This window comes from Fructobacillus tropaeoli, from assembly GCF_001047135.2.
GTDB classification, from domain to species: Bacteria; Bacillota; Bacilli; order Lactobacillales; family Lactobacillaceae; genus Fructobacillus; species Fructobacillus tropaeoli.
The window spans coordinates 58,363-70,965 of the sequence record NZ_DF968079.1 but is presented as its reverse complement, the minus strand read 5'-3'; the positions used below and the strand labels follow the sequence as shown (position 1 = coordinate 70,965).

Here is a 12,603-nt window from a genome sequence, read left to right as displayed (position 1 = left end):
TGATTCGAGTATAATAGAAGACATGAAACAATTTAGAGTAGAAAACTTAACGTCTGTATACGGCGAAAAGGTCCTCTTTGATGACCTTTCCTTTTTGATTACCCAGGGTGATCGTGTTGGTCTAGTAGGGGTCAATGGTTCTGGGAAAACGACCCTGTTAAATGCCCTTTCCGGTAAACAACCGGCTGATCATGGAACAATTTCGACCCAAAATGATTATCGCGTTGGATACTTGGAACAAGATCCTGATTTGGCTGGACACATGCAGGTCCTAGATGCGATTTATGCTGGGGACCAGCCTGTTTTTCAAACAATTCGGGCTTACCAGGAGTCCTTAGATTTTCTGGCGCAAGATCCTGAAAATCCAAAGGCAGCCAGCCGCTTTGAAAAGGCCCAGGCTGCCATGGATCGGGATGATGCCTGGACCATCGAGGCCCAGATTAAGACTATTTTAACGCAGTTACATTTAACGAATTTAAATCAAGAAGTGGCTAGCCTGTCGGGTGGTCAAAAAAAGCGTGTTGGTTTAGCGCAGGTTTTGATTCAAGAGCCGGATCTCCTGATTTTAGATGAGCCGACCAACCACTTGGATTTTGATTCCATTGCCTGGTTAGAGCAGTATTTGGCCAAGTATAAGGGTGCCTTATTGACGGTTACGCACGACCGTTATTTCTTGGATCGAGTAACGAATCGAATTTTTGAGCTTTCCTTTGGGAAACTCTATGAATACCAAGGAAACTACCAAGATTACGTCGAGGGCAAGGCTATTCGCCAGGAAAACGAGGCGGCTGCTGAACATAAGCGCGAAAAGCTTTATGAAAAAGAACTGGTTTGGATGAAAAAATCAGCCCGAGCCCGGACAACGAAGCAAAAGGGCCGAGAAAAGGCCTTCGCGGAGTTAGAGGACTCGCTAGGGAATGTGCGTACGGACCAAGACGTTGAGGTGTCATTGGGCCAGCAGCGTCTGGGTAAGAAAGTAATTGCCTTAGATCATGCCTCTTTGGCTTTTGGCAATCAGGTGATTTTTAAGGACCTGTCATTGCGTTTTGGTCAGCGCGACCGAATTGGTATTACCGGACCGAATGGGGTTGGAAAATCTTCTCTTTTGAATGTTTTGGCCGGTCGGTTGCCATTGACTGATGGGGTATTAGAAATCGGGGAAACGGTGCGAATCGGCTATTACACGCAGGTAACGGAGGAAATCCCGGCCGATAAGCGGATGATCGAATACCTAACGGATGTTGCTTCGAGTGTGAAGGACCGCGATGGAAACGTTATTTCCGCCAAGGACCTGCTAGAGCAGTTTCTCTTCCCAAGCTTTATGCATGGAACTTTGGTGCGTAAGTTATCTGGTGGTGAAAAGCGCCGGTTGTACCTACTAAAGATTCTTTTGCAGGAACCAAACGTTTTGTTACTGGATGAGCCAACTAACGATTTGGATATCGGCACCTTAACTGTTTTGGAAAATTTCCTGGCCCGCTTTGCAGGAACTGTCGTGACGGTTTCCCACGATCGTTACTTTTTGGACAAGGTGGCCGACTATGGTTACTACTTGTCTGGTAATGGTCAAGTTGACCGATATAATGGCGAGTTTTCAATTTACTTGGATGAGGTTGTCTTACCCGGTGAAAAGAGTGCTGGGACAGGTCGTCTGGATAAAAAAGAAAAATCAGCAACTGAAAAGCCATCAGTACCAGCACAAAAGCCTAAAGAGCGTAAGTTAACCTACATGGAAAAGCGTGAATGGGAAACGATTGAGGATGAGATTGCTGATTTGGAAGCGCAAGTAGAGGATTTTAATGACCAAATGGCCGCCAATGGTGCCGATTACCAAAAGGTCGCTGAAATTCAAAGCCAATTGCAAGAGGTCTCTGATGCCCTTGATGCGAAAATGGAACGCTGGGCCGAATTAAGTGAAATTGTTGAAGGACAGGGCTAAAACCCTGTTTTTTTATTGAGGTGGCTAAGATTATTTTGGGGCTTTGAATGACCATTGTCCTCCTTGTTTCCGTCTAATGATGCTGAAAAAAGGAGAAACCGATGAATTTGAATCAATTTTTGCTAGCTCTTCACCTGACGCCTGGATTAGGTAAGGCTAAAGAAGCAAAGGTCATTGCCGCTTTGAATCAGCAGGGCAACCCAGAGCAGGGGCCCTATCCCTGGCCCTTTTTAACGTTGGCCCTTGTTCTAGGATTGGAACCTGGATCACAACCATATCGGCAGATTCAGGCGAGCTATGAATGGTCATTGGACAAAGCTTTAGCATACCAAGGAGACTGGTTGACCTACTTTGATGCTGACTATCCGAAGAGATTGAAAGAGATTTATCAGCCGCCATTAGTCCTCTTTTACCAGGGGGATTTTCGGGCGCTGACTCTGCCGTCACTGGCAGTAGTTGGGGCGAGGGCTGCCAGTCCTTATGGGCTAGCGGCCCTACGGCAATTGTTGCCGGATGTGGTCAAGACAGGGATTAGTGTTGTTTCGGGGTTGGCGAAGGGGATTGATGTGATGGCTCATCAGATGACTTTTCATTATGGTGGTGTTCCGGTGGCGGTCATTGGCACAGGGTTGGACCGGGCATATCCAGCAAATCACCGTTTACTGCAAGACCAGGTTGGTCAGCAGGGGTTATTGTTGTCGGAATACCCAGTAGGGTCCTTGCCATTGAGAAGCCACTTTCCAGACCGCAATCGAATTATTGCGGGCCTTTCGAGTGCCACGTTAGTGATTGAGACCAAGCACCATTCCGGGTCGCTGATTACTGCTAATTTAGCGTTACAAGAAAATCGACAGGTTTTAGCGGTTCCTGGTCCGATTAATGCGCCCCTGTCGGTCGGCCCAAATGAATTAATTCAGGCAGGTGCGTTGCCAGTCTTAACGAGCAGTGATATCATTAAAGCGGTTTCATGTTTGACTTAAAAATTTGCCTTATATAGTAGGAAAATGATTCCACCCGTCTTGCCAAAGCGTAGCTTTGACTGGTATGATGGGAGAGTTAAACCAAAAGGAAAGCTTGCTTTTGGTTGATAAACGTGATTATTGATTCAAAACAATCACCTTTGTCGCCAATCAAGTAGCTTTAGAAAAATGGGGAATCACACGTTGGTAGAAGCAAAGACCAAGAAAACAACTGCTCCAAAGAAAAAGAGTAAGAAGAAAACAAGTAAAAAATTAGTGATTGTCGAGAGTCCGTCAAAGGCCAAGACAATTGAAAAATATCTTGGCTCGACTTATCAAGTTGTTGCCTCGATTGGCCATGTCCGCGACCTCCCTAAGTCAACGTTGGGTGTTGATGTTGACCAGGATTACGAACCAAAGTACATTAATATTCGCGGTAAGGGTCCGGTGATTAAGGACCTGAAAAAAGCTGCTAAGGCTGCCAAGCAAGTCTATCTCGCATCCGATCCGGATCGCGAAGGAGAGGCGATTGCCTGGCATTTACAGCATATTTTGGACCTTGATCCAGAACAAAAGAACCGAGTGGTCTTTAACGAAATCACGAAGGATACGATTAAAAATGCCTTCAAGGAACCACGGACCATTAACCAAGACTTAGTTGATGCTCAGCAGGCTCGGCGGATTATCGACCGGTTAGTGGGTTACTCAATTTCACCAGTGTTGTGGAAGACGGTTAAGCGTGGCTTGTCAGCCGGCCGAGTACAATCAGTTGCCCTCGGCTTGATTATTGCCAGAGAACGCCAAATTCAAGCTTTCCAACCAGAGGAATACTGGACACTGGATTCCGAATTCAAGAAGGGCAAGTCGAAGTTTAAGGCGAACTTCTATGGTTTTGCTGGTAAAAAGCAACCGTTACCTGATAACGCCGCCGTTCAAGCGGTCATGGCTGATTTGGACTTGAAAAAGCCCTTCCAGGTATCAGAAGTCAAGGCCAAGGAAAGAAAGCGGCAACCGCAGCCACCATTTACAACGTCAACCATGCAACAAGCGGCCAACACCCAGTTGAAGTTCCGAACACGGAAGACGATGATGACGGCTCAGCAGCTTTACGAAGGAATTAACTTAGGGCGTGGCCTCGGTCAAGTTGGGTTAATTACCTATATGCGTACGGATTCGACCCGACTTTCAGCCGTGGCGAAGAATGCTGCTGCTCAGTATATTCATGACGAGTGGGGCGAGGAATATTCAAGCCATAAGCCCGTTGCCGGGACGCCGCAAGAAGGGGCCCAAGATGCCCACGAAGCAATCCGTCCAACGGATGTCACGAAGACACCAGCGTCGATTAAGGATAAGCTAACTCCTGATCAATTCAAGCTGTATTCCCTGATTTGGTCGCGCTTTGTCGCATCTTTGATGACGCCAGAAATTTTGGATACCTTAGCCGTGACGGTTGAGCAAAATGGCGTTTTATTCCATGCCAATGGATCAAAGACGAAGTTTGCTGGATTTACCAAGGCTTATCCGGCTGCTAAAGAAAAAGATAACCTTTTGCCTGACTTGGCAAAGGGGGATGAAGTCGACTTGGCGAAGACAAACCCCGAACAGCACTTCACGATGCCACCAGCCCGCTATACTGAAGCGTCTTTGATTAAGGCTTTGGAAGAAAACGGTGTTGGTCGTCCTTCAACTTATGCACCAACATTGGATACCATTCAGCGGCGGAACTATGTTCGGGTGGATGCACGGAAATTTGTGCCCACTGAATTAGGTGAAATTGTCCAGACAATTGTTGAGGATAAGTTCCCAGATATTACCGATACCAAGTTTACGGCCCAGGTTGAGCATTCACTAGATGAGATTGAAGTCGGTGATAAGAAGTGGGTCCCGGTCGTCGATGAATTTTACAAGCCATTCTCTAAGGAAGTTCAGTCCGCTGAGGAGACCTTGGAAAAAATTACGATGCACGATGAATTAGCTGGCATGGACTGTGAAGTCTGTGGCGCACCAATGGTGATTAAGATGGGCCGCTATGGTAAGTTCTATGCTTGTTCTCGCTTCCCTGACTGTCGGAATACAAAGGCGATTGTGCAAGAAATCGGCATCACTTGTCCAAAGTGTGGTAAGGGACAGGTTGTGGAACGCAAAACCAAGCGTGGTCGGAAGTTTTATGGCTGCTCTCGCTATCCTGACTGTGACTTTGTCTCATGGGATAAGCCAAAGGATCCAACTCAAGTAGACGAACAGGCTGCTAGCGCAACTGGTGAAGACCAGGAAGCTAATGGTGCAGTCGCAACTAAGACGAAGAAAAAAGCACCCGCGAAGAAAAAAACGAGTGAAGCGAAGTAAAAGAATTTTTGAAAAGCCGCCACTAATGATATGTCCTAATTTTTGGGTTCATATCACTAAGGACGGCTTTTTTTGAGAAATGAGTAAGAAAGGTGGCTGTATGGCTACAAGTAAGAAAGTTTTAACCATTGCGGGATCGGACTCGCTAGCCGGTGGAGGACTCCAGGCTGATTTGGCCACCTTTGCCGAGGCTGGTTTGGCTGGCTTTTCGGCGATTACGAGTATTGTCAGTATTCAGCCTAGTAATGTGGCGGTTTTTCCTGTGCCAGATGAGGTCTTTGACCAGCAATTGAATTCTTTATCCCAGGTCGAAGACTTTGCTGCCATTAAGGTGGGGATGTTAACGTCGGTCAAGCAATTGGACCGGGTGGTTGCCTTTTTACAAGACTATGCCGGTCCAATCGTGGTTGACCCTGTATTGGCCTTGAAGGAAGGCCACCTGACCGAGAATAAAGCGCTGGTCCAAGGGTACTTGGACCGCCTGTTGCCACTGGCAACGGTCACGACACCGAATTTAAATGAGGGGTTGGCTTTGGCAGAGCGGGCTAGCGCCTTGGCGAAAACGTCGAGTGATTTGGCAAAATTAGCACAAGAAATCAGTCAGCGTGGTCAAACTGCCGTATTCCTAAAGGGCGGCCAGGGATTTGTGGATGAAAAAGCTCTGGATGTGCTGGCAGTGTCAGGCCAAATTAGTTATTTGGCACAAGCAGCCTTAGGCGAGGATGCCTTTGTTGATGGCGCCGGTTGTACCTTAGCGGCAGCAATTACGGCCAAATTAGCTTTGGGCGAGAACTTGCAACAAGCGGTTGAGCAAAGTCAGTTTTTTGTTCATCAAAGCATTCAGCAGGGGTATCGTCTGAATGACAGTCGAACGGATGGCAACGTCTTGCAGATTGGTGCCAAGTGGTCGAAATAAAGCGGGCTAGTTAACCCTTTACTGATTTTGTGATAGAAAAAAGGAGTTCTCCTACTTAGGAGAACTCCTTTTAGTATGTGTTTAAAAAATTAGCCCTTACCATCTTGGAAGGCAGCATAAAGGGTCATCCCCCCATCAACAAAGAGGGTCGTACCAGTCACGTACTTGGCTTGATCGGATGCTAGCCAAACGGCAGCATCGGCCACGTCTTCAGGATCACCAATCTTTTGCATTGGAATCATCGATTGCGTTTCTTCATATTGGGCCTTGTCAGCAAACTTTTCCGCATTAATTGGTGTGTTAATGGCACCGGGAGCGATATTGTTAACGCGAATACCCTTTGGCGCATATTCCATGGCAATCGTTTCGGTAAAGAGCTTGACACCACCCTTAGCAGTTGCATAGGAAGCAAAGGTTGGCCAAGGAATTTGTTGGTGGACGGAAGACATATTGATGATGTTACCAGTCCGGTCATTGTCCAACCAGTAGTTGAGGGCTTCTTTTGCCCCAAGGAACACACCGGTCATATTAATGCCAATGACTTTATTCCATTCCTCAAGTGTGATTTTGTGGGTTGGTGTTTGAATTTCCATTCCAGCATTGTTGACCCAAACATCCAAACCGCCAAAGTTATCAATCGCAGCCTGTAAAAGGGCCTTGACGCCGGTTTCAGTTGAAACGTCAGCCTTGACGGCAACAGCATCGCCACCATTTTCTCGAATCTTGTCGACGGCCGCTTGCGCCCCGGCTTCGTCGGAATGGTAGTTAATGACAACGTTCATCTTTTCTTGAGCAAAGCGCAATGCAATCGCATTACCAATACCCTTTGAGCCACCGGTAATCACGGCAACCTTTTTGTTCAAATCGTTAAACATCTAGTTCCTCCTTGTACAAAAAAACAGCGAAAGTTGGTTTCGCTGTCTACTGTATCTTAATGAACTTGGATTGGCAAGTTTATTTGTTTTGCTTGCGGTATTGAACGGCCGTCACACCGGCTTCTTGCTTGAAGACGGTGTTGAAGTATGAGAGGTTGGGGATGCCAACCTTGAGGCCAACGAGGGCGACAGAGTCTTTGCCATCTTTGAGTAGCTTCTTGGCATGGAACATCCGCACTCGTAGAAGATAGCTTTGTGGGCTTTCTTCGGCTACGGTCATAAAGGCCCGGTGTAGGATACCGGATGAGACAGAAAAGTCTTCGCTCAAGGACTCGAGTGTAATTCGATTCTTATAGTTGGCTGACAGGTATTCTTTCACTCGGAAGACTAAATCAGCCTTATCGGATAGTTCGCCAAATGGCTGACAATCAGAGCAGGGACGGAAACCCTCGAACAATGCCTCGTCATTTGTTTTGAAAATTTGAATATCTTCAGGGTGGGTGTCACTACCATGGACGCATGAGGGACAACAAACCCGCTTATCGGTTGTGACACCGTAGATAAAGCTACCGTTATAGTCTGCATCTCGATTGTGAATTGCTTGCCAACGTTTTTTTGTTAATGAGTACATCCTGAAGACCTCCTTTTAGAATTTATCTAGTTCCCATAAATTGCTTATGAAAAAGTTCCAGACAATAATAACACAAATTGGTCTATTTGAGTATTACTATTATTTTACAAAGAAGGCTTTTTGTGTTTCAAAGGCTGATTTAGTAAAATAGAAGAGAGCATTCACGCAAAAAGCGTTTGGAAAGGCGATTAAAAAATTGACTAATTATGCAGAAGAAATGATGGCTGCTATTCGCTTGGGACAAATGGACCAAGCACAGAAAGCCTTTCAAAAATCACTAGCCGAAGATGAAGATGATTTGGTTTATTCACTGGCTGAAGATCTCTATGCCATTGGTTTTGTCGAAGAGTCCAAGAAAGCTTATTTACACCTTCTAGCCAAATACCCTGATGAGGGTGACTTGAAGACGGCTTTGGCGGAATTAGCGATTGAAGAAAACGACTTGGATTTGGCGCAGGACTACTTGGCCCAAATTTCAGAGGATTCGCCGGCCTATTTGCAAGCCTTGCTGGTTAAAGCGGACTTGTACCAATCAGAAGGTTTAAGTGAGTCGGCAGGACATGCCTTAGCAAAGGCGTCACAGCTGGCACCTGATGAGCCGGTGGTAACCTTTGCCTTGGCTGAGTTTTACTTTACAACCGGTCAGTATCATCAGGCCATTCGCGGTTATCGCCAACTCTTGTTAGCCGGTCAACGACGGATTGCTAAGGTTGATATGGCTGCTCGAATTGGAACGGCCTATGCAGCGATTGGAAACGTAGATAACGCCATTGCCTACCTCGAACAGATTAAGCCGATTGACTTGACGATTGACACCAAGTTCCAACTGGCTTTCTTGTATGTCGAGAAGAAGGCTGACGAGGATGCCTTACCACTCTTTGAAGATATTTTGGCGGCAGACCCACAGTACACTTCTGTTTACCCACTTCTTGGACAACTCTATGAACGGATTAATGACCTTGACCAAGCGGAAAAGACTTATCGTTTGGGGCTGTCGTATGATCAAACTAACCCGGTTTTGTATCGCCAAGCCGGGCTCTTAGCCTTTAGATTGGGTCAGTACGACCAGGCGAAAGAAGATTTCAATCAGGCGCTTGCCCTAGATGACCAAGACTTAGCAACTTATAGTGCTTTAGCTGACCTCTATTTGGCTCGTCACGACTACGATGCCGTCATCGAAACCGTTGGTGCAGCCCAAGAATTAGACTTAGTTGACCCACGCTTTAGCTGGGACTTGGCGCGGGCTTACCATGCCAAGGAAGAAGAAGACAAGGCAGAGGAACAATGGCAGGCCGCGCAGGTTGATTACCCGGCGGATCCTGATTTTTGGCACGACCTCGCTGATTGGTATCACGAAGTTGGTCGACGAAAAGAGGAACTGACTGCCTTAGAAAAGGCTGTTGATCTCGATCCAGACAACTTTGAATTAGCCGACCGCTTAGCTGACTTATCGCTTGATTAAAAAAATGAATGGAAATCCCTTTGTTTCGTGCATTCAGGGTAAAATCTTGCTAAGATTAGATGAATAGTAAATGATTAGAAGGAGGTGGCGATGAAGCTTGAACTGTTACCAAGTGAATTGACGGCTGCCAAGCCGATTCTAAAGCAGATTAATCAAGCCGGCTTTCAGGCTTATTTTGTTGGCGGTTGTGTTCGCGACATTATTTTAGAAAAACCAATTCACGACGTGGATATTGCTTCTTCTGCCTACCCAGAAGAAATTAAAAAGATTTTTAAAAAGACGGTCGATACCGGTATTCAACACGGTACCGTTATGGTCTTAGATCACGGTGAAGGGTATGAAATTACGACCTTCCGGACGGAATCCACTTATACAGATTTTCGTCGACCTGATCAAGTTACGTTTGTGCGGTCATTGAGTGAGGACTTGAAGCGCCGAGACTTTACCATTAATGCGTTTGCCCTTGATGAAGACGGTCAAGTGATTGATTATTTTGACGGTCTGACTGATTTGGCCAACCGACAAATCAGGGCGGTCGGTTTAGCAAAAGAACGTTTTACAGAGGACGCTTTGCGAATGATGCGTGCCCTGCGTTTTGCTGCGCAATTGGATTTTCAAATTGAAGATCAAACTTTAGCTGCCTTGGTGGAATTAGGACCGAATTTAGCTAAAATCGCCGTTGAGCGCATTCGAGTTGAATTTGAGAAAATGTTGCAAGGGTTGGCCGCTGGGTCAGCTTTGAAAATCTTAGTTGAAGCTGGACTCTTACCTTACTTACCAGGGGAAACCGGCTTGATGACGGAAGCCGATGTTTTAAGGGTTGCGAATCAGCTGGAAAGAAAACAACCGCAAAGTGAACAAGTTGTCTGGGCTTTGTACTTAGGTCAGCAAGGATTTGATGGTCCCACTCTGCAAGCACAACTGCGGCAATGGAAGTTATCAAAAGAAGTGATGCAGGCCGTGCTGGCGGTTGGACCACTGTTAGCCAATGTCAACCAAATTGACCGGTGGGCCATTTATGAGCACAATGCCCACGTGAAAACGTTGCTGGAAACGCTGACAATCATGGGAGTTGACCAAAGTGTGACGGAGCGCATTCAAAAGACATATGATAGCCTGCCAATTTATTCAATGAAGGACCTTGCCTTAAGCGGTGGGGACTTGATTGCAGCCGGCTTGGCGCAGCCGGGGCCTGATTTGGGTGTGGCATTAAAGAAGATGGAACAGGCAGTCGTCTTAGGTCAGGTAGACAATACCAAAGAGGCCTTGACCACCCTTGTAGAGGAGCAGACACATGGCAACAGTTAAAATGGTTTGGGCGGAAGATGATCGCCATGCAATTGGTAAAGATGGCGATTTACCATGGTCGATTCCATCGGACTTAAAACATTTTAAAAAGGAAACAGTCGGTTCTACCATGGTAATGGGCCGTGCGACATGGGCAGCCATTGGTCGTCCATTACCAAAACGGAAAACGGTTGTTTTAACTCGGCAAGTTGATTTTGATCCCGGCTTTGAAGAGGTTGCTGTGGTTCATTCTCTAGCAGATTTACAAGCCTTGATTGATGATGAAATCAGCCAGGGACACGTCGTGACGGTTGCCGGTGGTGCCCAAGTCTTTACAGCATTAATGCCAATGGCGACGGACTTAATTGTCACAAAGGTTGCCGGTGACTTTGATGGCGATACCTTTGTCGACCCAGTTGATTTGACTCAGTTCACGTTAACAGCGCAACAAGAGGCCGTTGATGGCGACTATCAATTAACCTTTTTAACATATAAACGGAAGTAAGTAGGAGACGATTCCATGGCTAAAGTACAGATTGTAACGGATTCAGCCGCTAAGTTAACCCAAGCAGAAATTGACCAGTACCAAATTAAAGTTGTCCCATTGACTGTTCAGATTGATGGCACAATTTATCAAGATGGGGTGACCATTTCAGCTGAAGAATTCTTGGAAAAGATGCAAGAAAGCGACCAATTGCCACAGACTTCACAGCCTTCAATTGGGGCCTTTAAAGAAGTTTACGATCAATGCTATCAAGAAGATCCCGATGCAGTCGTCTTATCTTTGCACCTGTCATCTGGCTTATCCGGTACGGTAAATGCGGCCGCTCAGGCAAACGCCTTAACAAAAGCTGATGTCCATGCTTTTGATACGTTGAGTGCTGATCGCTCGGAAGCGTTTGTTGTCTTGGCAGCAGCCAAAGCAGCACAAGCTGGTCAGAGCCTGGAGGAGGTTTTGAAGGTGGCGGAAACTGCGCGAGACCAAACATACATTTTCTTGTCATTCCGCTCACTTGACAATATGGTTGCTGGTGGTCGCTTATCAAAGACACAGGGCTTGATTGGTAATCTCTTGAATATTAAGGTCGGTGCTAAGGTTGATGAGGAAGGCAAAGTGGATGTCGTGGTGAAGGGCCGCGGATTAAAGACTATTAAAGCCTTCAACGAGAACGTGATCGAGCAAATGAAGGGCTATAAGCAGATGAAGGCGATTGGGGTAACTTATACCGGCATCAAGGATGAGGCCGAAGAAATGGTCCAACGCTTAAATGCCATTTGGCCAGACATTGACATTCTTTTGTCAGTGGCAACACCAATTATCTCGACCCATACGGGGATGGGCGCTTTGGCCATTCTCTATGAAGCAGAATAAAGAAAGAGTTGATACTAAGTGAAAAAGGGTAAGATAGTTATTTTAACAATTGCCGGGATTGTGGTTGTTTTGGGAGCAGGGGCAGGCGTTGCTTACAGCAACCTGGCCAACCAAACGGGTCCAACGGTTAGCACTAAAAAATCAGACAGTGACCAATCGACTGGTTCAAAGAAAGTATTAGCAACGAAATCATTCACTAAAGACAAAGTCAACGATATGATTCAGTCTGAACTGCAAAATAGTCATTACCAGGTGAACCTGGATGGTCAAAACATTGTTGCGAGCAGTACGAGTTCGAGTTTAAAGGGGCAACTGACGATGACACCAAAGGTTACCAGTGATGGAAACGTAGTCTTGACTGTTAACAAGGCGAAGGTTAATTCACTGGATGTCCCAGCGAAGGCAGCTCTTGGTTACCTACTGAAGCAAAATGTGGCACCAGCTGGCGTGGCCATTCAACCAAGTCAGGGTCAAATTACTTTGGATTTGTCACAATTAACTCAGGACGGTCAAACAGCTTATCAAGCTAAGCAGATTGATGTCCAGAATGGAATTTTTAAATTTGCAGAGGTAGATACTAGTGCCCAGTAAGTCACGAACTTTTTATGGTTGGTTAATGACCAACCGCAATCCGGTTGCAGCAACCGAGATTCAACAATTTGCTAACAACGCCTTTTTAGACCAAAGTTTTCCAAAACAGTCGACGGACTTTGACGAGCTTTCAAATTACTTGGAAGGTTCAGCGAGCTATTTAATGTCGATGACGATTTTTGATGAGGCTTGGTCCGAATACCAAGCTTCGCGCTAAGAGAAAGA

General features: G+C 46.2%; 12 protein-coding genes. 10 read left to right on the top strand and 2 right to left on the bottom strand.

The genetic code is table 11. The features are described from left to right. The first annotated feature begins 22 nt into the window (after nucleotides 1-22). From AOQ32_RS02160 to AOQ32_RS02145, 4 genes are all read left to right on the top strand, one after another. Complete coding sequence (locus tag AOQ32_RS02160; protein WP_059393388.1) at nucleotides 23-1,939, top strand: ABC-F family ATP-binding cassette domain-containing protein; 1,917 nt, start codon at nucleotides 23-25, stop codon at nucleotides 1,937-1,939. A 101-nt stretch (nucleotides 1,940-2,040) separates the two neighbouring features. Continuing rightward, entirely contained in the window at nucleotides 2,041-2,919 is an 879-nt protein-coding gene (dprA, locus tag AOQ32_RS02155) for a DNA-processing protein DprA (protein ID WP_059393387.1), read from the top strand. A gap of 183 nt (nucleotides 2,920-3,102) precedes the next feature. Next, nucleotides 3,103-5,244, top strand: a complete 2,142-nt coding sequence (gene topA, locus AOQ32_RS02150; protein ID WP_420889745.1) for a type I DNA topoisomerase — start codon at nucleotides 3,103-3,105, stop codon at nucleotides 5,242-5,244. 100 nt (nucleotides 5,245-5,344) lie between these two features. Next, a complete protein-coding gene (locus AOQ32_RS02145; protein WP_059393386.1) occupies nucleotides 5,345-6,160 on the top strand; it encodes a hydroxymethylpyrimidine/phosphomethylpyrimidine kinase in 816 nt (271 codons plus the stop codon). Between the two features lie 89 nt (nucleotides 6,161-6,249). Here the strand turns inward: AOQ32_RS02145 and AOQ32_RS02140 are convergent, their stop codons facing one another. Together AOQ32_RS02140 and AOQ32_RS02135 are read right to left on the bottom strand one after the other, a co-directional pair. Beyond that, on the bottom strand, nucleotides 6,250-7,035 hold the full coding sequence (locus tag AOQ32_RS02140) for a glucose-1-dehydrogenase (RefSeq protein WP_059393385.1): 786 nt from the start codon (nucleotides 7,033-7,035) through the stop codon (nucleotides 6,250-6,252). 79 nt (nucleotides 7,036-7,114) lie between these two features. Next, nucleotides 7,115-7,666, bottom strand: coding sequence for an Ada metal-binding domain-containing protein (locus AOQ32_RS02135; protein ID WP_059393384.1), 552 nt, complete (start codon nucleotides 7,664-7,666; stop codon nucleotides 7,115-7,117). A gap of 196 nt (nucleotides 7,667-7,862) precedes the next feature. On the opposite strand from AOQ32_RS02135, the gene AOQ32_RS02130 reads away from it, so the two are divergent. From AOQ32_RS02130 to AOQ32_RS02105, 6 genes are all read left to right on the top strand, one after another. Then, entirely contained in the window at nucleotides 7,863-9,128 is a 1,266-nt protein-coding gene (locus AOQ32_RS02130; RefSeq protein ID WP_242976708.1) for a tetratricopeptide repeat protein, read from the top strand. A gap of 90 nt (nucleotides 9,129-9,218) precedes the next feature. Then, complete coding sequence (locus tag AOQ32_RS02125; RefSeq protein ID WP_059393383.1) at nucleotides 9,219-10,436, top strand: CCA tRNA nucleotidyltransferase; 1,218 nt, start codon at nucleotides 9,219-9,221, stop codon at nucleotides 10,434-10,436. Then, nucleotides 10,423-10,920 (top strand): dihydrofolate reductase, encoded by a 498-nt coding sequence (locus AOQ32_RS02120; protein ID WP_059393382.1) that lies wholly within the window; start codon nucleotides 10,423-10,425, stop codon nucleotides 10,918-10,920. Before AOQ32_RS02125 ends, AOQ32_RS02120 begins: the two co-directional genes overlap by 14 nt. A 15-nt stretch (nucleotides 10,921-10,935) precedes the next feature. After that, the gene (locus tag AOQ32_RS02115; RefSeq protein ID WP_059393381.1) at nucleotides 10,936-11,787 is read left to right on the top strand and encodes a DegV family protein; all 852 of its coding nucleotides are present in this window, start codon (nucleotides 10,936-10,938) and stop codon (nucleotides 11,785-11,787) included. An 18-nt stretch (nucleotides 11,788-11,805) separates the two neighbouring features. Then, nucleotides 11,806-12,378 (top strand): DUF2140 family protein, encoded by a 573-nt coding sequence (locus tag AOQ32_RS02110; RefSeq protein ID WP_059393380.1) that lies wholly within the window; start codon nucleotides 11,806-11,808, stop codon nucleotides 12,376-12,378. After that, nucleotides 12,368-12,595 (top strand): YozE family protein, encoded by a 228-nt coding sequence (locus AOQ32_RS02105; protein ID WP_083994348.1) that lies wholly within the window; start codon nucleotides 12,368-12,370, stop codon nucleotides 12,593-12,595. The genes AOQ32_RS02110 and AOQ32_RS02105 overlap by 11 nt, the downstream gene beginning before the upstream one ends. Nucleotides 12,596-12,603 lie beyond the last annotated feature (8 nt).